The 23137-nt window shown below is 49.5% G+C and carries 26 protein-coding genes and 3 other annotated features; of the genes, 11 read left to right on the top strand and 15 right to left on the bottom strand.

Annotated features, from left to right (window positions below; genetic code table 11):
- Together minD and minE are read left to right on the top strand one after the other, a co-directional pair.
- Entirely contained in the window at positions 1-813 is an 813-nt protein-coding gene (gene minD / locus SF1162; RefSeq protein ID NP_707071.1) for a cell division inhibitor MinD, read from the top strand.
- 3 nt (positions 814-816) lie between these two features.
- The gene (gene minE / locus SF1161) at positions 817-1083 is read left to right on the top strand and encodes a cell division topological specificity factor MinE (RefSeq protein ID NP_707070.1); all 267 of its coding nucleotides are present in this window, start codon (positions 817-819) and stop codon (positions 1081-1083) included.
- Positions 1084-1454: 371 nt separating this feature from the next.
- Positions 1455-1667, bottom strand: a sequence feature (Similar to Escherichia coli O157:H7 ATP-binding component of a transport system ref: NP_311542.1 (1571 aa). BLAST with identity of 96% in 136 aa. This CDS has been truncated. The sequence has been checked and is believed to be correct.).
- Here the strand turns inward: minE and SF1160 are convergent.
- A complete protein-coding gene (locus SF1160; protein ID YP_008439241.1) occupies positions 1455-1865 on the bottom strand; it encodes a hypothetical protein in 411 nt (136 codons plus the stop codon). It overlaps the preceding feature by 213 nt.
- Before the next feature lie 569 nt (positions 1866-2434).
- On the opposite strand from SF1160, the gene SF1159 reads away from it, so the two are divergent.
- Positions 2435-2719 (top strand): hypothetical protein, encoded by a 285-nt coding sequence (locus SF1159; protein ID NP_707069.2) that lies wholly within the window; start codon positions 2435-2437, stop codon positions 2717-2719.
- A 3-nt stretch (positions 2720-2722) separates the two neighbouring features.
- Positions 2723-3058, top strand: coding sequence for a hypothetical protein (locus SF1158; protein ID NP_707068.1), 336 nt, complete (start codon positions 2723-2725; stop codon positions 3056-3058).
- A 56-nt stretch (positions 3059-3114) separates the two neighbouring features.
- Here the strand turns inward: SF1158 and SF1157 are convergent, their stop codons facing one another.
- The 5 genes from SF1157 to icdA form a co-directional block, all read right to left on the bottom strand.
- Positions 3115-5436, bottom strand: a complete 2322-nt coding sequence (locus SF1157) for a hypothetical protein (protein NP_707067.1) — start codon at positions 5434-5436, stop codon at positions 3115-3117.
- Between the two features lie 116 nt (positions 5437-5552).
- The gene (locus SF1156b; RefSeq protein ID YP_008439240.1) at positions 5553-5762 is read right to left on the bottom strand and encodes an ATPase; all 210 of its coding nucleotides are present in this window, start codon (positions 5760-5762) and stop codon (positions 5553-5555) included.
- Positions 5763-6180: 418 nt separating this feature from the next.
- Positions 6181-6417 (bottom strand): membrane protein, encoded by a 237-nt coding sequence (locus SF1156a; protein YP_008439239.1) that lies wholly within the window; start codon positions 6415-6417, stop codon positions 6181-6183.
- 95 nt (positions 6418-6512) lie between these two features.
- Positions 6513-8036 (bottom strand): hypothetical protein, encoded by a 1524-nt coding sequence (locus tag SF1156; RefSeq protein NP_707066.2) that lies wholly within the window; start codon positions 8034-8036, stop codon positions 6513-6515.
- A 38-nt stretch (positions 8037-8074) separates the two neighbouring features.
- Positions 8075-8586 (top strand) — a mobile genetic element (partial).
- Positions 8587-8829: a mobile genetic element (partial), on the top strand.
- A 91-nt stretch (positions 8830-8920) separates the two neighbouring features.
- Positions 8921-10171 carry an isocitrate dehydrogenase gene (gene icdA, locus SF1155; RefSeq protein NP_707065.1) on the bottom strand — a complete coding sequence of 417 codons (1251 nt, stop codon included), beginning with the start codon at positions 10169-10171 and terminating at the stop codon, positions 8921-8923.
- 201 nt (positions 10172-10372) lie between these two features.
- Between icdA and ymfC the strand changes: the two genes are divergently transcribed.
- The 7 genes from ymfC to phoQ all read left to right on the top strand — a co-directional run bounded on the left by ymfC (position 10373) and on the right by phoQ (position 16978).
- Positions 10373-10996 carry a 23S rRNA pseudouridine(2457) synthase gene (gene ymfC / locus SF1154; protein NP_707064.1) on the top strand — a complete coding sequence of 208 codons (624 nt, stop codon included), beginning with the start codon at positions 10373-10375 and terminating at the stop codon, positions 10994-10996.
- A 9-nt stretch (positions 10997-11005) separates the two neighbouring features.
- On the top strand, positions 11006-11467 hold the full coding sequence (locus tag SF1153; RefSeq protein NP_707063.1) for a phosphohydrolase: 462 nt from the start codon (positions 11006-11008) through the stop codon (positions 11465-11467).
- 8 nt (positions 11468-11475) lie between these two features.
- Positions 11476-12627 carry a hypothetical protein gene (gene ycfB / locus SF1152; protein NP_707062.3) on the top strand — a complete coding sequence of 384 codons (1152 nt, stop codon included), beginning with the start codon at positions 11476-11478 and terminating at the stop codon, positions 12625-12627.
- 35 nt (positions 12628-12662) lie between these two features.
- A complete protein-coding gene (gene ycfC, locus SF1151; protein ID NP_707061.2) occupies positions 12663-13304 on the top strand; it encodes a lysogenization regulator in 642 nt (213 codons plus the stop codon).
- A 3-nt stretch (positions 13305-13307) separates the two neighbouring features.
- Positions 13308-14678, top strand: a complete 1371-nt coding sequence (gene purB / locus SF1150; RefSeq protein ID NP_707060.1) for an adenylosuccinate lyase — start codon at positions 13308-13310, stop codon at positions 14676-14678.
- Positions 14679-14846: 168 nt separating this feature from the next.
- Positions 14847-15518 carry a DNA-binding transcriptional regulator PhoP gene (phoP, locus tag SF1149; protein NP_707059.1) on the top strand — a complete coding sequence of 224 codons (672 nt, stop codon included), beginning with the start codon at positions 14847-14849 and terminating at the stop codon, positions 15516-15518.
- A complete protein-coding gene (phoQ, locus tag SF1148) occupies positions 15518-16978 on the top strand; it encodes a sensor protein PhoQ (protein ID NP_707058.1) in 1461 nt (486 codons plus the stop codon). Before phoP ends, phoQ begins: the two co-directional genes overlap by 1 nt.
- 796 nt (positions 16979-17774) lie before the next feature.
- On the opposite strand, the gene SF1147 is transcribed toward phoQ, so the two are convergent.
- The 9 genes from SF1147 to SF1139 form a co-directional block, all read right to left on the bottom strand.
- The gene (locus tag SF1147) at positions 17775-18056 is read right to left on the bottom strand and encodes a bacteriophage protein (protein ID NP_707057.1); all 282 of its coding nucleotides are present in this window, start codon (positions 18054-18056) and stop codon (positions 17775-17777) included.
- 13 nt (positions 18057-18069) lie between these two features.
- Positions 18070-19548: a terminase of prophage CP-933C gene (locus SF1146; protein ID NP_707056.2), complete on the bottom strand. Its 1479-nt coding sequence runs from the start codon at positions 19546-19548 to the stop codon at positions 18070-18072.
- A gap of 166 nt (positions 19549-19714) precedes the next feature.
- Positions 19715-20026 (bottom strand): bacteriophage protein, encoded by a 312-nt coding sequence (locus tag SF1145; protein ID NP_707055.1) that lies wholly within the window; start codon positions 20024-20026, stop codon positions 19715-19717.
- 70 nt (positions 20027-20096) lie between these two features.
- Positions 20097-20279 carry a hypothetical protein gene (locus SF1144; protein NP_707054.1) on the bottom strand — a complete coding sequence of 61 codons (183 nt, stop codon included), beginning with the start codon at positions 20277-20279 and terminating at the stop codon, positions 20097-20099.
- Positions 20263-20703, bottom strand: coding sequence for an HNH endonuclease (locus SF1143; protein NP_707053.3), 441 nt, complete (start codon positions 20701-20703; stop codon positions 20263-20265). Before SF1143 ends, SF1144 begins: the two co-directional genes overlap by 17 nt.
- Entirely contained in the window at positions 20703-20999 is a 297-nt protein-coding gene (locus tag SF1142) for a bacteriophage protein (protein NP_707052.1), read from the bottom strand. Before SF1142 ends, SF1143 begins: the two co-directional genes overlap by 1 nt.
- The gene (locus SF1141) at positions 20996-21334 is read right to left on the bottom strand and encodes a head-tail adaptor (protein NP_707051.1); all 339 of its coding nucleotides are present in this window, start codon (positions 21332-21334) and stop codon (positions 20996-20998) included. Before SF1141 ends, SF1142 begins: the two co-directional genes overlap by 4 nt.
- Positions 21331-22542, bottom strand: coding sequence for a head portal protein (locus tag SF1140; protein ID NP_707050.1), 1212 nt, complete (start codon positions 22540-22542; stop codon positions 21331-21333). The genes SF1141 and SF1140 overlap by 4 nt, the downstream gene beginning before the upstream one ends.
- Position 22543: 1 nt before the next feature.
- The gene (locus SF1139; RefSeq protein ID NP_707049.2) at positions 22544-23116 is read right to left on the bottom strand and encodes a head maturation protease of prophage CP-933C; all 573 of its coding nucleotides are present in this window, start codon (positions 23114-23116) and stop codon (positions 22544-22546) included.
- Between the last annotated feature and the right edge of the window lie 21 nt (positions 23117-23137).

The following is a 23137-nucleotide window of genomic DNA, read 5'->3' as shown; positions in this document are numbered from 1 at the left end:
ATGGCACGCATTATTGTTGTTACTTCGGGTAAAGGGGGTGTTGGTAAGACAACCTCCAGCGCGGCCATCGCCACTGGTTTGGCCCAGAAGGGAAAGAAAACTGTCGTGATAGATTTTGATATCGGCCTGCGTAATCTCGACCTGATTATGGGTTGCGAACGCCGGGTCGTTTACGATTTCGTCAACGTCATTCAGGGCGATGCAACGCTAAATCAGGCGTTAATTAAAGATAAGCGTACTGAAAATCTCTATATTCTTCCGGCATCGCAAACACGCGATAAAGATGCCCTCACCCGTGAAGGGGTCGCCAAAGTTCTTGATGATCTGAAAGCGATGGATTTTGAATTTATCGTTTGTGACTCCCCGGCAGGGATTGAAACCGGTGCGTTAATGGCACTCTATTTTGCAGACGAAGCCATTATTACCACCAACCCGGAAGTCTCCTCAGTACGCGACTCTGACCGTATTTTAGGCATTCTGGCGTCAAAATCACGCCGCGCAGAAAATGGCGAAGAGCCTATTAAAGAGCACCTGCTGTTAACGCGCTATAACCCAGGCCGCGTAAGCAGAGGTGACATGCTGAGCATGGAAGATGTGCTGGAGATCCTGCGCATCAAACTCGTCGGCGTGATCCCAGAGGATCAATCAGTATTGCGCGCCTCTAACCAGGGTGAACCGGTCATTCTCGACATTAACGCCGATGCGGGTAAAGCCTACGCAGATACCGTAGAACGTCTGTTGGGAGAAGAACGTCCTTTCCGCTTCATTGAAGAAGAGAAGAAAGGCTTCCTCAAACGCTTGTTCGGAGGATAAGTTATGGCATTACTCGATTTCTTTCTCTCGCGGAAGAAGAACACAGCCAACATTGCAAAAGAACGGCTGCAGATTATTGTTGCTGAACGCCGTCGCAGCGATGCAGAACCGCATTATCTGCCGCAGTTGCGTAAAGATATTCTTGAGGTCATTTGTAAATACGTACAAATTGATCCTGAGATGGTAACCGTACAGCTTGAGCAAAAAGATGGCGATATTTCTATTCTTGAGCTGAACGTGACCTTACCGGAAGCAGAAGAGCTGAAATAAGCCCGCTGTAAAAACGCATTTATCTTCAAGGCAGAGTCATTTCTGCCTTGAGTTTTTCATCCCTCTCATCCACGTTGTGGTAAAGCGGCGAGTATTCTTGCTGATACTCCTCATTGCTATTTCCACCTCCCCCTTTACACCTTAAGGCTGTTCCCACGCACAGAACAAAATGTTTATGCCTGGTTGAGTAAATAACCATGTTATTAGTGTGTATATACTGGGAGATGATAACCCCGCAATTTCATTATTCATTGTTCTCCCATAGGATGAGGTTTCCCGCCGTAACTGGCGGGCTTTTTTTGCCCCAGAATTTTCTCTTTCAACATCCTGTAAACGAAAACTGCGCCGAAGCGCAGTTTAATCGTTGATGGTCAGAACGACCAGTTCACACCAGCCACCGCGTTCCACGGGGACTCCACACCGGCACCATGGCTATACCCCACCCCGAAATGCCCGCTTAACGTACTGCTGAATGAGGCTTTAATACCTGCCTGGTATATTCCACGTCTGCCCGACAAATCATTGACAAAATTACCGTCACTATTCACTCTCACCCGATTATCATCGACAAATTCTTTGCGCACAGCCGCCTTCAGGCAGGGTTCAATTTCCATACCGTTCCCCAGACGCATGTTGTAACTCAGCGTTGCACCCAGTTCACGATATATACTGCGGGTATCGACTGATTTCGATTCCATGCCATTGGATAAATGATAGTAGCGTCTAAGTGACCTAAGCTCTGCTGCAACATCAGCCCGCAGGCACCAGACCAGGGGATTCATCCTGAAGAGACAGCGCAGGTGTATTGTGTTCACCGCTCACCAAAGACATCATGATGAAATGATGATATCCCGCATAAGAAAGAGGCATTTTTTACACGCAGTGCGCTGAAGTGTAGTTGGATAAAAAATCACTCTTTTCAGATAATACTGTCGTACGCTTATCTTTAGACAATGAGGCCGTCGGAAAAATAAAATGACTAATGTAATCGTTGCTGATGAATATCTTCTGCTCACATAAAAATCACACAATAATATTGATAAATCAGATTATCTTACCTTTACAACATTGCGTTAACAGTCAATGACACTTCTTGAATAAAAATATTGTCAATCAATGAGTTATTCCTCATTTAAGATTATTCTCATTCACGTAAAAAACATAATTCCTATCATCACAGCCACGCTCATTTTGAATTATCTGAATAATAGCGAGCGTTCTTTAGTTAAGCAGATCTTAATTGAAGACGAAATTATTGTGTGTGCAACTTACTTAATACCGGACATCTAAGTTGAAGAAAAAAATACTTGCCTTCGGGCTTATCTCAGCATTGTTCTGCTCCACGCCAGCGATGGCGGATATGAACCGCACCACGAAAGGTGCATTGCTAGGCGCAGGCGTTGGTTTACTTACTGGCAATGGTGTTAATGGCGTACTGAAAGGTGCAGCTGTTGGCGCTGGTGTTGGTGCAGTAACAGAAAAAGGCCGCGACGGTAAAAATGCGCGTAAAGGTGCAAAAGTGGGTGCCGCCGTTGGTGCTGTCACTGGCGTTCTGACCGGCAATGGCCTCGAAGGGGCGATTAAAGGTGCCGTGATTGGCGGTACGGGTGGTGCAATTCTGGGTAAAATGAAATAAGGAATGATGATGAAAAAATTTGCTTTACTGGCGGGCCTGTTTGTTTTCGCACCAATGACCTGGGCGCAGGACTACAATATTAAAAACGGTTTGCCGTCAGAAACCTATATTACTTGCGCAGAAGCCAACGAAATGGCAAAAACTGACAGCGCACAGGTTGCAGAAATTGTTGCGGTAATGGGTAATGCCAGCGTTGCCAGCCGTGATTTAAAAATTGAGCAATCTCCGGAACTGAGCGCCAAAGTGGTAGAAAAACTGAATCAGGTTTGCGCTAAAGACCCGCAAATGCTGTTGATCACGGCAATTGATGACACCATGCGTGCTATCGGCAAAAAATAATATTTCATATGTACCGCGTCGATGAATACGACGCGGTTTTTTAGCTAACGGCGGGATCAGAACTTATATTTCAGGCCCACCATCACTGCGGTGTCATTGTAGCCATTATCACCCAGCTGCACGCCCACATTCCCCCAGACGCTGGCCGCTGGATTCAGGTTGCCATTTACGCCAAGTTTAATTTCCCCCAAATTACTCACCCCATCTTGTTCGACTTTCACACCGTTCATTGAGACAGCAAAATCTTTACTGTTATGGATCCAGTTCATTTCAACAAAAGGTTCAAAGTCGTCACCGTGCGGACCGCTGTTTTTCTCCTGAGTACGAATAAAGGTGCGGAAGCCGAGTCGGGTCTGGATGTTGTTATTTGCGTCATTCTCAATACGTGAGCCATTGGCTTCCGTGTGCGCATTATGATCGACGCCCATCCAGATAGCCTGTGCCTGTGGCTGGAAGATCCACGTATATTTCGCCGCTTCCAGACCAAAGGATTTATTCAGGGCAAAACCGTAACCCGCTTCCAGCGAGACGGTTGCACCTTTCGCGCTATAGGATTCATAGGCTAATTCATCCCCTTTCACGGAGTTTTTAAACCAGCTATATTGCGCCCAGGAGTCAATGTATGCGCCTTTTTTACTGATGTCATCGGCAAACCAAGTGGCATACAGCCCTGCGCTATAGCCTCTGACACTCCCTTTCGAACGATAATCCGACACGCTGGAATGAGTTAAGTTGTAGTCGCGGGCATAACCAGCCATCACTCCCAAACGCCAACTGTCACTATCGGTAAAACCACCGGTTAACAGATCGCCCCCTAACTGCGAGACGTAGCGATGCGAGGTCGTTCTCAACTGTCCGTTGCTGTCACGCCAGGCATTATGCCCGCCAATTTGACGTAGCCAAAGTCGGCTTGAACGCTCCTGTTCAGTTACAGGATCGATGTAGCGCATTTCACCCGCACGGTCGTTCAGACGCATAACAAAAAGAGTGTTAGCGGCTGCCAGGTTGGCGACGTAACTTCCAGCTTCGGGGCGCAGGACGGGGGTAGGCGCAACAGTAGGCGCTGAACTTCCTCCGGAGTTTGTTTCACCGCCGCTCGTTGCCTGGAAGTTAGTCAGATACCAGTTTTTATTGGTCGCTTCGGTATTACCTCGGGTTAATGAATATTCGTAGGCACCGGCGAAAATCCTCGAATCCTTAATAAATTCCCCATTTGATTCCCCCTCAACGCTGATAATCTCTATCCCATTTAACGTGTAAGCTCCGCTGCCTCCTGCATTGGTAACTTTAACTCGGGTTGTTCCAGAGGTATTTCCATTAATAACGACTTTATCCGTAGCTGAATTATCATCATCCAATTCAGTTCTGAGATGCAATACGCCATTATTACCAACGTAATTTTCAGTTATTGTTAATCTTGTTGGTTCGACATCCCGTCCATCTGCCCGGGAAATATAGACCGTACTATTATCAACCGTGAGGTTGCTCACCGTTGAGTCAGCTTTAATATCCCAGGTACTATTATCTGAAAGCGACAGATAGGTATGAGTGTTATCATCTGTTGAAATATTAGCTGAACCCGTTATTTTTGAATTAGTTGCATCGACGGTCAAATGACCTTTAATATTATTGATAAAAACATCTGCAGCCGATGATACCTCACTATCCGTAATGGTCACGTTACTCGTCTCATCTTTATGGTAGAGGATTTCATTTGCTGACCGTAGTGAGCTACCAGATAAAATATCTACCGTTGCTTCCTGACCATTTATGGAAGACTCCAGCACAATTCCAGACCCCTGATGCGCGACTGCAGATGTATTTTTCAGCGTCACCGTGCCGCCATTATAAATTTTAGCAATCGCGGCGTCAGGACCCGTTGTATAAATTTCTCCCTGGTTAAATGAAACTGTCCCCTGGCGGGCAGCGATGGCATGAGCATTGTCCCCATGCGTGGTGATATCAACATCGGTTAATGTAACGCTGGCATTGGTATAATCAAGCGTGTCACCAGCCTTGACGACAGTGCCATTAGCGTACGCGGCATAACTTTCTGTTCCGTGGGTTGTGATCTCCCCTTTTGCCATATCCAGTTTTGCTATGGCATTATTTTCATTACTTCCTGTATCGGCAGTACTTTCTTCATCAAGAGAAGATACACACGCACACGCGCTTCCGGGAGATGCACACGCAAGAACGCCGACTGCGTGATTACCCGCAGTAACAATAAATGTATCATCTCCGTCAGAAAAAGAGGGGGTAACCGAACCGTCAGAGTTGACTCTTATTATGGTGTCAGTATTCAGGTTTCCACTCGTTTGACTTAGCAAACCAATTGAGTAATCCCCCGTTGTGACAATCGTGTTTTTACCCTGCAAAATAACAGCACCGCCAAATTCACTTACGATTGCGCTAGCTGTTAATGCTGGGCTTAGAGGACTATTGTCAGAAGGATATAAACCGCCCGTTGTTACAATGACGCCATTGTTAATGGTTAACTTACTACCCTCTCCTGCAACGGATACCCGTAACTTCCATTACCCGTTGTTATAACTAGCGCATTATCAATATCTTTTACTTTTCCATCTTTTATTGCCACAGCATGTTTATATTCATCGTGCTGAATAAACTGTTCAGCATATGCATTACCCACCGCCAGAGCAATAAGTCCCAAACTAAACCCGGGGAGTTTTTTCAGTTTCATAGATTAACTATCCATTCATTGGATTAACAAACATTCCTGGTCAAATAACCTATGAGCTCAGATTACCAAAACGGAGGGTAAAGACAAAAACAAAAGCACAAAAAATTTAAATAGATAAACAGCGACAATATATAAATGATAAATAAGTCGGCATTATCATTTTTCACCTTATTTTCATGACATTGATCACTTTGGGGTGACTATTTTGTTTAACAAATAACTCTTCGACATCAAAATTATTAATAGTTGCCATGGTAATTATTTCGGTGATATATAAAAACAACTGTGATAACACCAAGGTTGACAACTATTTGCGCAATAATTCCTTTCCTTCAATGATCCAGGCGTTCACTGCCAGCAACCCATTCAGCCGCATACTGACAGTGAGAAACTGAAAGATTATTGCTGATCCCTGTGGCTAACGAGTCTTTCTCTTAAATCGATTAACCAGATTGATCGCCAGCCAAACAAGGGCATTAAGCAAATTTATCGTCACAAGCACTTCTCCCAGCCCGGTACTGGGTTTTGCAATAAGGATGACCAGGAGGGTGATCAGCATAAATGCAATGGAAAAGATGATATAGAGAGTGAAATAATCCAGATTATTACTATTATTCATGCTACTAATGGCAATCCTGTCAAAACTTTCAAACAATTATAGCAAACAAAATAATGAACAATAGTAACAAGAGGCAACGAGCTAATTAGCTGTCTATAATTACACCGCACTATGGCCTTACTGATCAATTTTCACTCAACCACAACCTTCACCTTCGGTTTAGAAAGGATAATTTTGACCAGGTCGATGTATGTAACAGGTTTATAGAAATAATAACCCTGCTGAAATGTGATATTATTTTGGTTCAGATAGCCAAGTTGTTCTTTCGTTTCGACACCTTCAGCGACGATACTGATCGAAAGTTTACGCGCCAGATCCAATACACAATCCAGAATTCGGGTTGATTCTGGGTCTGCGTTTACGCGGCCAACGAAACTGTGATCAATTTTGATATAATCAATATGCAGGTCATGAAGATAAGAAAGCCCTGAGTAGCCAGTACCGAAATCATCCAGCGCGATGACAAAACCATTTTCATGCAGAATGTTCAACCGCTGAACCAGACTTTCATCAACATTCAATGGCTCACGCTCGGTGACTTCCAGAACAAGGTTTAAATCGCGGCGGGTAAAACTGTCACGGAAATTTAAACACTCGTCGACAAACGTCGGCGAAATAATATGCGAAGCGCTAAAATTAATTCCAATATGAAAACCTTCCGGCAGTTTACTCGCGATAGCGTTCATCTGTCTGGCAACCTGATTCATCAGGCTTTGTGTAAGCGGAACGATTAATCCGGATTTTTCAGCAAGTGGAATAAATGCCGCGGGTGAAATATATCCACCGTGAGGTTGTTTCCAGCGGGCTAACACCTCAACTCCCCGCAATGTCCCTTCCCGACCATTTACCACAGGTTGGTAAAAAGGGACGATCTCCCCATTATTTATTGCCCGTCGCAGGATCTCTTCAGGCGTTGCGCTTTTATTGAAATATCTATCAAGCAGGAAGGCAGCGGCGCTGGCGATTAACAGAATAAATATTAAAATCCCAAAGCCTTTATCGATAAGTCTGTAGAAGCTAAAGAGTGGCGGCGGGTTAAAGATAATAGTGAAATGATATTTTGTGGAGTGAACCTTCTCGGTATAGGGATAATGTCCATTAAGCGTCATCACATCAGCCGTTGGTCCAATAATGTCATCCGCCACGCGTAATACATACCTTACCCCTTTCAAGGGTACATTAAGCGCCCCGCGAATATGTTGATCACTTATCGTAACCAAAATGCGCGTATCTGCAAATTGGCTCTGATAGAGCAGGATAGGTAATCTATTAACGGTGTCGATTGCCGGAGCCAACAGTAAATTACTGTCCGGGACAACAGGAATACGAGACAGCAGGACCCGATTCCCAGGCAGGGATGTACACCAGACTATTCCCTGTTTGAGAATGATGATTGTGCGCAGGTGAGGTTTCAGAGCTGCTTCAGTGCCAAGCTGATATTGCTCCTCGAGGTCGCATTCCTTCCCGGCAATGTTAACCGCTGTTTGAGTCGCCTGTGACGCTTCTTCAAGTATATGATTGATATTGTTGGCGGCATATCTTGCTCCCGCCAGGTACTCTGCTTTTGCGGAATACCAGAGCTGGATGTTCAAAATAGCGACACCGGTAATAAACAAGCATATCGCAACGAGGATGGGTATGAGTGTATTGCGCATTTGCTTGTCCCGGCCAAAGGGTTTAATACATGAAAATGGGTAATGCTGCCAACTTACTGATTTAGTGTATGATGGTGATTTTAAGGTGCTTGCGTGGCTTCCATTTCCATCAGATGTCCTTCCTGCTCCGCTACTGAAGGCGTGGTGCGTAACGGCAAAAGCACTGCCGGACATCAGCGCTATCTCTGCTCTCATTGCCGTAAAACATGGCAACTACAGTTCACTTACACCGCCTCTCAGCCCGGTACGCACCAGAAAATCATTGATATGGCCATGAATGGCGTCGGATGTCGCGCCAGCGCACGCATTATGGGCGTTGGCCTCAACACGGTTTTACGTCACTTAAAAAACTCAGGCCGCAGTCGGTAACCTCGCGCATACAACCGGGCAGTGATGTGATTGTCTGCGCTGAAATGGACGAACATTGGGGCTACGTCGGTGCTAAATCACGTCAGCGCTGGCTGTTTTACGCGTATGACAGGATACGGAGGACGGTTGTGGCGCACGTCTTCGGTGAACGCACTCTGGCCACACTGGAGCGTCTTCTGAGTTTGAGGTCGTGGTATGGATGACGGATGGCTGGCCGCTGTATGAATCACGCCTGAAGGGAAAGCTGCACGTTATCAGCAAGCGTTACACTCAGCGCATTGAGCGACATAATCTGAATCTGAGACAACATCTGGCAAGGCCGGTACGGAAGTCACTGTCGTTCTCAAAATCGGTGGAGCTGCATGACAAGGTCATCGGGCATTATCTGAACATAAAACACTATCAGTAAGTTGGAGTCATTACCTAAATATGCTCGATATGCTATTAATAATATCCACATAAATAAAACAACGGGCGTGTTATACGCCCGTTTAAATATTTAACACATGTAGTGATTACATATTCTTGATGATCGCATCACCAAACTCTGAACATTTCAGCAGTTTAGCGCCTTCCATCAGACGCTCGAAGTCATAGGTTACGGTCTTGGCGTTGATCGCGCCTTCCATACCTTTAACAATCAGGTCTGCGGCTTCAGTCCAGCCCATATGGCGTAACATCATCTCAGCGGAGAGAATAATAGAGCCAGGGTTTACTTTGTCCTGACCGGCGTATTTCGGCGCAGTACCGTGGGTGGCTTCAAACAGGGCGCATTCGTCACCGATGTTTGCTCCAGGGGCGATACCGATACCGCCAACCTGCGCTGCCAGAGCGTCAGAAATGTAGTCACCGTTCAGGTTCATACAGGCGATAACATCATATTCAGCCGGACGCAGCAGGATCTGTTGCAGGAATGCATCAGCAATCACGTCTTTAATGACGATCTCTTTGCCGGTATTCGGGTTTTTAACTTTCAGCCACGGGCCGCCGTCGATCAGTTCACCGCCAAATTCTTCACGCGCCAGCTGGTAGCCCCAGTCTTTAAACGCGCCTTCGGTGAACTTCATGATGTTGCCTTTGTGCACCAGGGTCACAGAGTCACGATCGTTAGCAATTGCGTATTCGATCGCTGCACGAACCAGACGTTTGGTGCCTTCTTCAGAACACGGCTTAATACCGATACCGCAATGTTCCGGGAAGCGAATTTTCTTCACGCCCATCTCTTCACGCAGGAATTTAATCACTTTCTCGGCGTCGGCAGAGTCAGCTTTCCATTCGATACCCGCATAAATGTCTTCCGAGTTTTCACGGAAGATAACCATATCGGTCAGTTCAGGGTGTTTAACCGGGCTTGGAGTGCCCTGATAGTAACGTACCGGACGCAGGCAGATGTAGAGATCCAGTTCCTGACGCAGGGCAACGTTGAGAGAACGAATACCGCCACCAACCGGAGTGGTCAGCGGGCCTTTAATGGCAACGCGATATTCACGAATCAGATCAAGGGTTTCAGCAGGCAGCCAGACATCCTGACCATAAACCTGTGTGGATTTTTCACCGGTGTAAATTTCCATCCAGGAGATTTTACGCTCGCCTTTATAGGCTTTCTCGACTGCAGCGTCGACCACTTTCAGCATGGCTGGGGTTACATCTACACCGATTCCATCACCTTCAATGTAAGGGATAATCGGATTTTCAGGAACGTTGAGTTTGCCGTTTTGCAGGGTGATCTTCTTGCCTTGTGCCGGAACAACTACTTTACTTTCCATTCACCTCTCCTTCGAGCGCTACTGGTTTGCTCGTCTGCCACCACGTTGCATATGCGTTTGCGTCCTGCGATACGGATGCTTTAGAGCAATTTTTTGTTAATGATTTGTAATTGACTTGTCAATACTACCCTATTGTTTGCCGTCATGAAAGATGCGCGTTATTAGGCTATAATGCGGCAATTCATAATCTCTGAAAATACCATGCAAAAAACTTCTTTTAGAAATCACCAGGTTAAGCGATTCAGCTCGCAACGTTCTACCAGGCGTAAACATGAAAACCAGCCCACGCGTGTGATCCTCTTCAATAAACCCTACGATGTTCTTCCGCAGTTCACCGATGAAACCGGACGCAAAACATTAAAAGAATTCATCCCGGTTCAGGGCGTTTATGCAGCAGGTCGCCTTGACCGCGATAGCGAAGGGTTGCTGGTGCTGACCAATAACGGCGCGTTGCAGGCGCGTTTAACCCAGCCGGGTAAACGCACCGGAAAAATCTATTATGTGCAGGTGGAAGGTATTCCCACACAAGACGCACTTGAAGCCTTGCGCAATGGCGTAACCTTAAATGATGGCCCTACCCTGCCCGCAGGCGCGGAGCTGGTTGACGAACCCGCGTGGTTATGGCCGCGGAATCCACCAATTCGTGAACGCAAAAGTATTCCCACCAGCTGGCTGAAGATCACCTTATATGAAGGACGTAATCGCCAGGTGCGCCGCATGACCGCCCATGTTGGTTTCCCCACGCTGCGACTGATTCGCTATGCGATGGGAGATTACTCTTTGGATAATCTTGCCAATGGCGAATGGCGAGAAGTGACAGATTAAGGATGCAAAATGTTTAAACCGCACGTTACCGTTGCTTGCGTGGTGCACGCAGAAGGCAAATTTTTAGTCGTTGAAGAGACGATTAATGGTAAAGCGTTATGGAACCAACCTGCCGGGCATCTGGAAGCCGATGAAACCTTAGTGGAAGCCGCCGCCCGTGAACTGTGGGAAGAAACCGGCATCAGCGCGCAGCCGCAACACTTTATTCGTATGCATCAGTGGATTGCGCCAGATAAAACGCCGTTTTTGCGTTTCCTCTTTGCCATTGAGCTTGAGCAAATATGCCCGACCCAGCCTCATGACAGCGATATCGACTGCTGCCGTTGGGTCAGCGCCGAAGAAATTTTACAGGCGTCAAATCTTCGTTCGCCGCTGGTGGCGGAAAGTATTCGTTGTTATCAAAGCGGGCAACGTTATCCGCTGGAGATGATTGGCGATTTTAACTGGCCTTTTACAAAGGGTGTCATCTAAAAGGCTGCGTGATAGAATACGCCGCCTTGAAGTTCAATGTCGTGAGTGATCCAATGTCTGAAACCGCAAAAAAAGTAATCGTCGGCATGTCCGGCGGTGTCGATTCCTCCGTTTCTGCCTGGCTGTTGCAACAACAGGGATATCAGGTCGAAGGCCTGTTTATGAAGAACTGGGAAGAAGACGACGGTGAGGAATATTGCACAGCAGCAGCGGATCTGGCTGATGCCCAGGCGGTCTGCGACAAGCTCGGCATTGAACTGCACACCGTTAACTTTGCTGCCGAGTACTGGGACAACGTCTTCGAACTGTTCCTTGCCGAATATAAAGCCGGTCGCACGCCGAATCCGGATATTCTGTGCAACAAGGAGATCAAATTTAAAGCCTTCCTCGAATTTGCCGCCGAAGATTTAGGTGCCGATTATATCGCTACCGGTCATTACGTACGTCGGGCCGATGTCGATGGCAAGAGCCGCCTGCTGCGTGGTCTGGACAGCAATAAAGACCAGAGCTACTTCCTTTATACGCTCAGCCATGAGCAGATTGCGCAAAGCCTGTTCCCGGTAGGCGAACTGGAAAAACCGCAGGTGCGTAAGATTGCTGAAGATCTTGGTCTGGTCACCGCGAAGAAAAAAGACTCTACCGGCATTTGCTTCATTGGCGAACGTAAATTCCGCGAGTTCCTGGGCCGTTATCTCCCGGCGCAACCGGGCAAAATCATTACCGTCGATGGCGATGAAATTGGTGAGCACCAGGGGCTGATGTATCACACTCTCGGTCAGCGTAAAGGTCTGGGTATCGGTGGCACCAAAGAAGGTACCGAAGAACCGTGGTATGTGGTGGACAAAGACGTCGAAAACAACATTCTGGTTGTCGCTCAGGGCCATGAACACCCGCGGCTGATGTCTGTCGGGTTGATTGCCCAGCAGCTGCACTGGGTCGATCGCGAACCATTCACCGGCACTATGCGTTGCACGGTAAAAACCCGCTATCGCCAGACCGACATTCCGTGCACCGTCAAGGCGCTGGACGACGATCGCATTAAAGTGATTTTCGATGAGCCGGTTGCCGCCGTGACGCCGGGCCAGTCTGCCGTCTTCTATAACGGTGAAGTGTGCCTCGGTGGCGGTATTATTGAGCAGCGTCTGCCGCTGCCGGTCTGATTATTATCTTTACTTAAAACAAGGAAGCAGTGAACGTGGCAAAGAATTACTATGACATCACCCTCGCCCTGGCCGGTATTTGTCAGTCGGCACGCCTGGTGCAACAACTCGCTCACCAGGGGCATTGTGATGCCGATGCGCTACACGTCTCACTCAACAGTATTATTGATATGAACCCCAGCTCGACGCTGGCGGTTTTTGGCGGTAGCGAAGCCAACCTGCGCGTCGGGCTGGAAACCCTGCTCGGCGTGCTCAATGCCAGCAGTTGCCAGGGCTTAAACGCCGAATTAACCCGCTACACACTCAGCTTGATGGTGCTTGAGCGCAAACTCTCCTCAGCGAAAGGCGCGCTCGACACTCTGGGCAACCGGATCAACGGCCTGCAACGCCAGCTCGAACACTTCGATTTACAGTCCGAAACGCTGATGAGCGCGATGGCTGCTATCTATGTTGATGTGATCAGCCCGCTTGGCCCGCGCATTCAGGTCACCGGTTCCCCTGCTGTACTGCAAAGCCCACAAGTGCAGGCGAAAGTTCGCGCAACCCTGCTGGCAGGCATTCGCGCCGCCGTGCTCTGGCACCAGGTCGGCGGCGGACGTCTACAACTGATGTTTTCTCGTAATCGCCTGACCACTCAGGCAAAACAAATTCTTGCTCATTTAACCCCGGAGTTGTGATCTATGGAATTATCCTCACTGACCGCCGTTTCCCCTGTCGATGGACGCTACGGCGATAAAGTCAGCGCGCTGCGCGGGATTTTCAGCGAATATGGTTTGCTGAAATTCCGTGTACAAGTTGAAGTACGTTGGCTGCAAAAACTGGCCGCGCACGCAGCGATCAAGGAAGTTCCTGCTTTTGCTGCCGACGCAATCGGTTACCTTGATGCAATTGTCGCCAATTTCAGCGAAGAAGATGCCGCACGCATCAAAACCATCGAGCGTACCACTAACCACGACGTTAAAGCGGTTGAGTATTTCCTGAAAGAAAAAGTGGCGGAGATCCCGGAACTGCACGCGGTTTCTGAATTCATCCACTTTGCCTGTACTTCGGAAGATATCAATAACCTCTCCCACGCATTAATGCTGAAAACCGCGCGTGATGAAGTGATCCTGCCGTACTGGCGTCAACTGATTGATGGCATTAAAGATCTCGCCGTTCAGTACCGCGATATCCCGCTGCTGTCTCGTACCCACGGTCAGCCAGCCACGCCGTCAACCATCGGTAAAGAGATGGCAAACGTCGCCTACCGTATGGAGCGCCAGCACCGCCAGCTTAACCAGGTGGAGATCCTCGGCAAAATCAACGGCGCGGTCGGTAACTATAACGCCCACATCGCCGCTTACCCGGAAGTTGACTGGCATCAGTTCAGCGAAGAGTTCGTCACCTCGCTGGGTATTCAATGGAACCCGTACACTACCCAGATTGAACCGCACGACTACATTGCCGAACTGTTTGATTGCGTTGCGCGCTTCAACACCATTCTGATCGACTTTGACCGTGACGTCTGGGGTTATATCGCCCTTAACCACTTCAAACAGAAAACCATTGCTGGTGAGATTGGTTCTTCCACCATGCCGCATAAAGTTAACCCGATCGACTTCGAAAACTCCGAAGGGAATCTGGGCCTTTCCAACGCGGTATTGCAGCATCTGGCAAGCAAACTGCCGGTTTCCCGCTGGCAGCGTGACCTGACCGACTCCACCGTGCTGCGTAACCTCGGCGTGGGTATCGGTTATGCGCTGATTGCGTATCAATCCACCCTGAAAGGCGTGAGCAAACTGGAAGAGAACCGTGACCATCTGCTGGATGAGCTGGATCACAACTGGGAAGTGCTGGCAGAACCAATCCAGACAGTTATGCGTCGCTATGGCATCGAAAAACCGTACGAGAAGCTGAAAGAGCTTACTCGCGGTAAGCGCGTTGACGCCGAAGGCATGAAGCAGTTTATCGATGGTCTGGCGTTGCCAGAAGAAGAGAAAGCCCGCCTGAAAGCGATGACGCCGGCTAACTATATTGGTCGAGCTATCACGATGGTTGATGAGCTGAAATAAGCCTCAAATCAGTGCCGGATGGCGATGCTGTCCGGCCTGCTTATTAAGATTATCCACTTTTTCTTTTTTCACTTTACCTCCCCTCCCCGCTGGTTTATTTAATGTTTACCCCCATAAACACATAATCGCGTTACACTATTTTAATAATTAAGACAGGGAGAAATAAAAATGCGCGTACTGGTTGTTGAAGACAATGCGTTGTTACGTCACCACCTTAAAGTTCAGATTCAGGATGCTGGTCATCAGGTCGATGACGCAGAAGATGCCAAAGAAGCCGATTATTATCTCAATGAACATTTACCGGATATTGCGATTGTCGATCTCGGATTGCCTGACGAGGACGGTCTGTCACTGATTCGCCGCTGGCGTAGCAACGATGTTTCACTGCCGATTCTGGTATTAACCGCCCGTGAAAGCTGGCAGGACAAAGTCGAAGTATTAAGTGCCGGTGCTGATGATTACGTGACTAAACCGTTTCATATTGAAGAGGTGATGGCGCGAATGCAGGCATTAATGCGGCGTAATAGCGGTCTGGCTTCACAGGTCATTTCGCTCCCCCCGTTTCAGGTTGATCTCTCTCGCCGTGAATTATCTATTAATGACGAAGTGATCAAACTGACCGCGTTCGAATACACCATTATGGAAACGTTGATACGCAATAATGGCAAAGTGGTCAGCAAAGATTCGTTAATGCTACAACTCTATCCGGATGCGGAGCTGCGGGAAAGCCATACCATTGATGTACTGATGGGACGTCTGCGCAAAAAAATTCAGGCACAATATCCGCAAGAAGTCATTACCACCGTTCGCGGCCAGGGCTACCTGTTCGAATTGCGCTGATGAAAAAATTACTGCGTCTTTTTTTCCCGCTCTCGCTGCGGGTACGTTTTCTGTTGGCAACGGCAGCGGTAGTACTGGTGCTTTCGCTTGCCTACGGAATGGTCGCGCTGATCGGTTATAGCGTCAGTTTCGATAAAACTACGTTTCGGCTGTTACGTGGCGAGAGCAATCTGTTCTATACCCTTGCGCAGTGGGAAAACAATAAGTTGCATGTCGAGTTACCCGAAAATATCGACAAGCAAAGCCCCACCATGACGCTAATTTATGATGAGAACGGGCAGCTTTTATGGGCGCAACGTGACGTGCCCTGGCTGATGAAAATGATCCAGCCTGACTGGCTGAAATCGAATGGTTTTCATGAAATTGAAGCGGATGTTAACGATACCAGCCTCTTGCTGAGTGGAGATCATTCGATACAGCAACAGTTGCAGGAAGTGCGGGAAGATGATGACGACGCGGAGATGACCCACTCGGTGGCGGTAAACGTCTACCCGGCAACATCGCGGATGCCAAAATTAACCATTGTGGTGGTGGATACCATTCCGGTGGAGCTAAAAAGTTCCTATATGGTCTGGAGCTGGTTTATCTATGTGCTCTCAGCCAATCTGCTGTTAGTGATCCCGCTGCTGTGGGTCGCCGCCTGGTGGAGTTTACGCCCCATCGAAGCCCTGGCAAAAGAAGTCCGCGAACTGGAAGAACATAACCGCGAATTGCTCAATCCAGCCACAACGCGAGAACTGACCAGTCTGGTACGAAACCTGAACCGATTGTTAAAAAGTGAACGCGAACGTTACGACAAATACCGTACGACGCTCACCGACCTGACCCATAGTCTGAAAACGCCACTGGCGGTGCTGCAAAGTACGCTGCGTTCTCTGCGTAGTGAAAAGATGAGCGTCAGTGATGCTGAGCCGGTAATGCTGGAGCAAATCAGCCGCATTTCACAGCAAATTGGCTACTACCTGCATCGTGCCAGTATGCGCGGCGGGACATTGCTCAGCCGCGAGCTGCATCCGGTCGCCCCACTGCTGGACAATCTCACCTCAGCGCTGAACAAAGTGTATCAACGCAAAGGGGTCAATATCTCTCTCGATATTTCGCCAGAGATCAGCTTTGTCGGTGAGCAGAACGATTTTGTCGAGGTGATGGGCAACGTGCTGGATAATGCCTGTAAATATTGCCTCGAGTTTGTCGAAATTTCTGCAAGGCAAACCGACGAGCATCTCTATATTGTGGTCGAGGATGATGGCCCCGGTATTCCATTAAGCAAGCGAGAGGTCATTTTCGACCGTGGTCAACGGGTTGATACTTTACGCCCTGGGCAAGGTGTAGGGCTGGCGGTAGCCCGCGAAATCACCGAGCAATATGAGGGTAAAATCGTCGCCGGAGAGAGCATGCTGGGCGGTGCGCGGATGGAGGTGATTTTTGGTCGCCAGCATTCTGCGCCGAAAGATGAATAAATATGTCCTTTTACCACTACATCAAGTCATTGATTCGATCAAACAATTTTCATTGAAAAAGTGCCAAAAATCGCAAATTGACTACACCATTAACTACACCGTTCGGTGCACTGTATGAAACAACGTGGAACAAATAGACACAAGAAATATACAGGCGGGTAATCTTTCCAGGGGGAAGCGCACCAATTCATGAGGGGCGTTAATGTCGATATGGGGATCCCCATAACGGAGCTACCGGATTTTTTTTCCGGTTAACCTTTAATCAGGCTGGTGGGTTTTACATACCCTTGATCACCGTAATGATGATCCAGATGTGCACCTTTTCCACCAATGGCGGAAAAGCTCCAACCGTAACGATGATCGCTATGGTTGCCTCGATGGTCTGCGTGGTCATTATGACCGTTCAGCCAGTGACCTTAATCAGAATTTTTCGCTAAAAAATGACGTTGGCCACGTCATCCGGAAAGCACAAAATCACGTCGATTTTTAATGAACGGTTAAACCGTCTTTTTGTCACGGTGTGTCACTGGTTGTCACTCTCCGTCACGATTGAGGTGGTGGTCATTCTGCCCGACCGCGCATCTTTGCGCTATCGGGAATATCAAACAGTTACCTCGCCGACTTCCTCAAATTGAGGTTTCCGAAAATATCAGAGCGGGTTAGCGATTAAGCTGACGAGTAATTAAACTGCGAAAATTTCGTAGTTTCTGAATATATTCCGGCCTGCTGGTTAACAGTCCTCAGATGTGAGGGATGTAGCCAGCGCAATTTTGCGCTTTGCTTTAATCTCAGTGAGTTACCGCCGTAACCGCTCCGGCTTCTTCCAGTGGTACGTGATTTTCTCCTTCTCCCGATACAGTTCAACGCGGCGATTGTAGGCCAGCATTTCCAGAACGCGGATCCGTATGTCGCGCATATCCGCATCATTAAGCTGGATACCATCACGGCGCATCACCTCAGCAACAACACGCGCATAATTTTCGGCTGTCACGCTGTCCGGCTGCGTGGTCTGTTCGTCAGCCTGCTGGCTGATTCCAGAGACGCGGCGGATTAATCGCAGTATTTCGGCTTCTGTCATGCTGCTGACCTCATTACACCCCGCTAAATTCTTCCAGTTTCTGGCGGTGGCTGTCGCTTATATCAAAAGCAAAATCCTCATGCTCTGCCTGGAATGTACCAAACGCCATCAGCGCCGCTACGCTCGGGTCTATCTTGTTCGGTGATTTTTTCTTGTTCGGCTTGATATTGGCGTTCGCGTCACTCTGCATCACGACGTTACTCATCGACCAGGACAACACCGGATCGCCACGATGCACAATCACCCTGCGGTTAACAAAAACTTCGAACGATTTCGCCGCCGGACTGAATCTGAGGTAGGTTTGCGGGAACGGCTCCACCTCAAAACCAGCCCCCTGTAATTGCGTCCTGAGATGCGTGGCGTTCCACGTATCAAAGCCCACCAGCCTGATATTAAATTTCTCCGCATCCTGCATGATGTCATCTCTGATCCGGTCGTAATCAATGCAGTCACCTGGCGTTGTGCGTATCCAGCCCGCTTTAGCCCACTGGCGATAGACAGCGCGGTTTTTATTGGCGGGGTTCTGTAGCTGGAACTCCGGCAGATAATGACGGGAAATCAGCATAATGGTTTTACCGACCGGAAAGGCATAGCATACGCTGGAAATATCGCTGGTTGATGATAAGTCCAGCCCCGCGTAACACTCCTGACCGTGTAAATCTTCCTCCGTGAACGTTCCGGCACACTCAGCCCATGCACCATTACCCATCCACGGGGTAGTCCCCTGACACCAGATATTAAATCGCTTTGTCATCATCTCCACCCACTGCGACGGAATACCCCGCGCTTTCTGGATGGTTGAGGCCAGTTTTTCACGATCCACGGAAACATCAATATTAGGGTTCGCCTTTATCCACATCGCCGGATCATCAACCTCGTTTTCGTCGTCCAGTTCGTAAATCAGTACAAAAATTGAATCGTTAACCTCTTCGCCGTCCAGGATCTGGCAGCAATAATCATAGTGCTGTTTACAGGCTGAAACGACGTTACTGCCCGATGTGGTAATGGCAAATAACAGCCCTTCGGGACGTGCGCCCATCCCCAGCTCAAGCGCGGAATAAACGCCGTTATCGGGGTGTAGGTGGTATTCGTCCACGATGGAAAGACTGGGGTTTGTCCCCTCGATGGTTGCCGCTTTTGCTGCCAGCGGCTTTAACAGGCTGTTGCTTTTCGGGTGTATCACCTTATGCGCCTGAATATTCACCCGCCTGCGTAACGGTCGGGATAAAAGGCACATCTGACGCGCATTATCAAACACGATCCGCGCCTGGTCACGGCTCACCGCTGCGGTGTAGATATCCTGCTGACCGTTCTCCATAATCAGAAACCAGTTAGCCAGAATCGCGGCGGTCGTGGATTTCGCATTTTTGCGCGGCACTTCGATAAAGGCGCTCGTGTATTTGCGCCGTCCGGTGGCCTTAACCTTAAAGCCGAGGATGCACGCAAAGGCGAACTGCTGCCACGGCTCCAGCTCAATGGGTCTGCCACGCATCGGTCCTTTTACGTGCGGGCACACCCTGGAAAAGGCAATAAACCGCTCCACAACCTCACGATCGAACGTGTAAAGGGGGCTTTTAAGGTCCGAAAAGTACCGTTTAACAGCCTGTTTTAACCGTTTACAGGCCGGAATTTTGCCCGTTTTTACGTCTTCTGCGTACTTATTCCAGGCGGTCAAGCTCGTCCTCTTCTTCTGTTTCCGGTGGATTTTTACGGCGGCTTATCGGGTCAAAACCGAGCAAGGAGGCCATTTTTATCATCACTCTTTCAGCGTCGGATTTTGCGCTTAATGCGGGGTTTCTGCTCTCGCCGCCCTGACTGTTAACAATGCTGAACCCGCGCGCCGCAAGGTCTGCAACGGCTTTCCGGTAAATGGAGTAGTTGACGCAATACAGTTCCAGATTGCTCCAGTCGGCGGGGGTCAGGTCTCCCCGTTCCGCAAGCTGCCGCGATTTTTCCCGCCACTGCTTCACGGCGATATCATCCAGGTAGGCGGGGTCGGGTTTGTCCTGAAAACGCCCCCCACCCCGTCATACAGCCTCATCAGCGATTGCGGAAACATTCCATAACCTCGCGGTCACGGTCGGTTAATCGCTTCGCTGTGATGCGTTCTGCGCGTCCTGACGCTTTATCTTTATGCCCTGTTTCCTGTGTCTTCCATGCGTCACGCTGCCTTATAAGTCCACGGATAAGGCGGTTTTGTTCCCGCTCATTCATCAGCGTCATACATCCAGTTATTGCGGTTAGCAGCCCGTTCTTCCTCTTCACGAAATCCACCTGCGGCACGCTTGCTTTTTGTTGCCGGATCAAGCCATTTCGTTTTCTGGTTATGACACGCCTGGCACAATGGTTGATGGTTCCATTCGGGCCAGAAGAGAACATCATCACCGCCATTAATCGGGATAATGTGATCCACCACCACGGCGGGCGTATATATCCCCTTCTCAAGGCATCGCACGCATAACGGGTTTTTACTCAGATACATGGCGCGGTATTTGTCCCACTGTCTGGAATATCCACGCGCGCGGCGGTGTCCTCGTCTGGCATCCTCTGCACGCCATGCCGCCCGCCTGTGCTCCTCACACTTGCCGGATTTAACGCGCCTGTTACAGCCTGGTTCTGTGCATCGTCTTAATGGTTGCCACGGCATCAGTACCCCCCCACATCACGGTAAGCCGTCCAGAGTGCGCCTATCGTCATGGGTACGCGTGTTTTTGCGTTATCCGCGACAATCTGGCGATTTTCATACAGGTGAGCGATAAACATCATGCAGCCAATCTTTATGGCTGGCGTGAACGCCAGCCCGTCATCAAAGCGCCTGCCTATGTGTATCTGGCACGCCTCAAGCGATGCGGCAATGTATCCGCTGATTAACTGGTCTTCATCGTCGCCATCGATGCGGCAATGGAGTTTCACTTCTTCCAGGGTGATAAGTTCTTCTGTCATTTTTCCGCGCCCTCACGACAAAGAATTTCAAGGCGTGTCCTGGCGGCATCCGGCAGCGGCTGCCCGATGATATTCAGTACACGCCCCGCCAGCGGCCCCGTACTGACCTTTATCCGGCTGGTGGCGTTGATGTCCTTCCGGTACCGTATCCAGATCCTTACGGTACCAATCGCCAGCTCTGCGCCCGATGAAATGGCCTCCTTGCTGCTGACCATGTTCACGCTTGCCCAGAGTGTGTGACCGTCCTCCCACGTTTCGAGTATTTCGCCGGTTATATCCCTGGTCTGTTTCAGGGTCTGAATCGTTATCCTGTCACGCAGTCGCCCTATGTTCATTCCGGTTTTTCTCCCTCGCTGATTTTTACTTCCTGTTTCCATGCCTGGCTGAACTCATCACCACCATCACGCGGTGACAGCCCTTCACGTTCGCGGGCTTCGTTCGGACACATAACGTCGGATTTTATGCCGCGCTCATAGGTGGCAAAGCGTTCGCCAGGTGTGGCCCGTAACAGGTCCGCGCTGTCAAACTCCACCTGATACCGGATACCAGGTACAGGCGAGGCCACCAGCAAGGCGTTTTTTATCTGCTGCTCAAAGTTCGCCAGCCACGGGCGCATCGTCATGGTGAGAAATGCGCGGCTTGCCTCGCTGAAGTTGCTGTAGGTGCTGTTGCTGTATTCCTGCAAAAAAATCGGCGAGACGTTGAACATTCGGGCGATGTCTTCAATGGTGAAGCGACGGGAGGCCAGCCATTCGGCATCCTGATTACTCATGCCCAGCTGCTGATAGCTCATCCCCCCTTCAAGGATGGGCGTTTTTCCGGCGTTTCTGGCCCCTTTGTAGCGTTCCAGTGCGGCTAATGCCTGTTTGCCCCTCACGCCGTCCAGCCATTCGCCTGACGTGATAACCCCTGCCGCCATCATGCCATCACGCATCACGCTCGCGCCGTGGCGTTGTTGGGCCAGCCCAAGCCCCAGCGATTCGCGGCAGATGGTTACAGGTGAGCGCCCCATAAAACCGTCATCCGTGGAGTAACGAAGGTGGAGAACCTCCCACGGTAAATAGTTGCGGATGTTTCCGGTGTAGGCGTCAGTGATGCAGTAGCGCCAGTTATGATCACCTGTCTGCTCCACGTTCACCGACTGCGGCGGGTAAGGATGTAAAGCCGCCGGAAAACCATCACGCCCCCACTGAATAACCGCATAAGCATTACCACTTAACAGGCAGTAGCGGATCATCATTCGCTTAAACTGGTAGGGTGTCTGCCACGCGTTCGGGCGCTCGTTGAGGATGTGATCGACCGGATGAGAATCAAGCCATTCGCGGGCCTCCTTCCCCTTCTCATTGCGTACCAGGTACAGGTAACACGGCATGGTAGCCACCGCGTCAGAGATGACCGTGACGGCGTTCATGACGGCGGGGAGTGATTCCGCTGTCCCAGATGATACGTACTCACCCGCCCCCGTGTTCGATGTGCCGGCCAGCGCCATAAATTCATCAAGCGTCATGCTGCGCTGCTCTTTTTTTCGTCTGAAAGGCCACATATCACACCCCCGCTAAATCCGCCCACCAGCGGCGATTATCCGCACGCGGCATTTTTTCGGGGTGCTGCTCATACAGGGAACGGCGGGCCAGCTCCACGCCGGAATCGGGGTAAGCCGGTACCGATGTAACGGTAATTTCGTACAGTTCCGCCACCAGCACGGTGCGCACGCATGGATCTGTTGTGGTATCCCATACATCCTTACGGGAGCGAAAGCCAAAGCTCATCCCCGAGATGTCCCCACGCTTAACCAGTTCGATAACGTCGCGCCCTGTACTGGTATCCGGTGGGGTCAGTTCAAAGCGTAACCCTGTTTCGTCCTCTTCCAGTTTCAGCGTGCCGGAACGGGTGCGCCCCAGTAACATGCTGTGGTCATGCTCATACAGGCCGCGAACGTCATTACCCGCCGCAAGCCATTCAGTAAACGCCCCCCGCTGGAATTTTTCGTAAAACTCACCCCATAACAGTTCTGAAAGCTTATCCCAGCGAACAACGTAGCCCGTCAGCGTACCGGCTCCGCTGGTGGTGATTTCCGATGACCGGATTTCCATACTCTTCATAATTTTTTCACCCATAAAACACTAAAGGGGCTTTTT

It is taken from the genome of Shigella flexneri 2a str. 301, assembly GCF_000006925.2.
Lineage (GTDB): Bacteria > Pseudomonadota > Gammaproteobacteria > Enterobacterales > Enterobacteriaceae > ECMA0423.
The sequence above is the reverse complement of the archived record's forward strand: the minus strand, read 5'-3'. Positions and strand labels throughout refer to the sequence as shown.

Excerpts from the sequence above, each read along its gene's own strand:
- minD (NP_707071.1), top strand. The coding sequence starts at position 1 with ATGGCACGCATTATTGTTGTTACTTCGGGTAAAGGGGGTGTTGGTAAG.
- minE (NP_707070.1), top strand. The coding sequence starts at position 817 with ATGGCATTACTCGATTTCTTTCTCTCGCGGAAGAAGAACACAGCCAAC.
- SF1160 (YP_008439241.1), bottom strand. The coding sequence starts at position 1,865 with ATGAATCCCCTGGTCTGGTGCCTGCGGGCTGATGTTGCAGCAGAGCTT.
- SF1159 (NP_707069.2), top strand. The coding sequence starts at position 2,435 with ATGGCGGATATGAACCGCACCACGAAAGGTGCATTGCTAGGCGCAGGC.
- SF1158 (NP_707068.1), top strand. The coding sequence starts at position 2,723 with ATGATGATGAAAAAATTTGCTTTACTGGCGGGCCTGTTTGTTTTCGCA.
- SF1156b (YP_008439240.1), bottom strand. The coding sequence starts at position 5,762 with ATGAAACTGAAAAAACTCCCCGGGTTTAGTTTGGGACTTATTGCTCTG.
- SF1156 (NP_707066.2), bottom strand. The coding sequence starts at position 8,036 with ATGCGCAATACACTCATACCCATCCTCGTTGCGATATGCTTGTTTATT.
- icdA (NP_707065.1), bottom strand. The coding sequence starts at position 10,171 with ATGGAAAGTAAAGTAGTTGTTCCGGCACAAGGCAAGAAGATCACCCTG.
- ymfC (NP_707064.1), top strand. The coding sequence starts at position 10,373 with ATGCAAAAAACTTCTTTTAGAAATCACCAGGTTAAGCGATTCAGCTCG.
- SF1153 (NP_707063.1), top strand. The coding sequence starts at position 11,006 with ATGTTTAAACCGCACGTTACCGTTGCTTGCGTGGTGCACGCAGAAGGC.
- purB (NP_707060.1), top strand. The coding sequence starts at position 13,308 with ATGGAATTATCCTCACTGACCGCCGTTTCCCCTGTCGATGGACGCTAC.
- phoP (NP_707059.1), top strand. The coding sequence starts at position 14,847 with ATGCGCGTACTGGTTGTTGAAGACAATGCGTTGTTACGTCACCACCTT.
- phoQ (NP_707058.1), top strand. The coding sequence starts at position 15,518 with ATGAAAAAATTACTGCGTCTTTTTTTCCCGCTCTCGCTGCGGGTACGT.
- SF1147 (NP_707057.1), bottom strand. The coding sequence starts at position 18,056 with ATGACAGAAGCCGAAATACTGCGATTAATCCGCCGCGTCTCTGGAATC.
- SF1146 (NP_707056.2), bottom strand. The coding sequence starts at position 19,548 with ATGCGTGGCAGACCCATTGAGCTGGAGCCGTGGCAGCAGTTCGCCTTT.
- SF1144 (NP_707054.1), bottom strand. The coding sequence starts at position 20,279 with ATGACGCTGATGAATGAGCGGGAACAAAACCGCCTTATCCGTGGACTT.
- SF1143 (NP_707053.3), bottom strand. The coding sequence starts at position 20,703 with ATGCCGTGGCAACCATTAAGACGATGCACAGAACCAGGCTGTAACAGG.
- SF1142 (NP_707052.1), bottom strand. The coding sequence starts at position 20,999 with ATGACAGAAGAACTTATCACCCTGGAAGAAGTGAAACTCCATTGCCGC.
- SF1141 (NP_707051.1), bottom strand. The coding sequence starts at position 21,334 with ATGAACATAGGGCGACTGCGTGACAGGATAACGATTCAGACCCTGAAA.
- SF1140 (NP_707050.1), bottom strand. The coding sequence starts at position 22,542 with ATGTGGCCTTTCAGACGAAAAAAAGAGCAGCGCAGCATGACGCTTGAT.
- SF1139 (NP_707049.2), bottom strand. The coding sequence starts at position 23,116 with ATGGGTGAAAAAATTATGAAGAGTATGGAAATCCGGTCATCGGAAATC.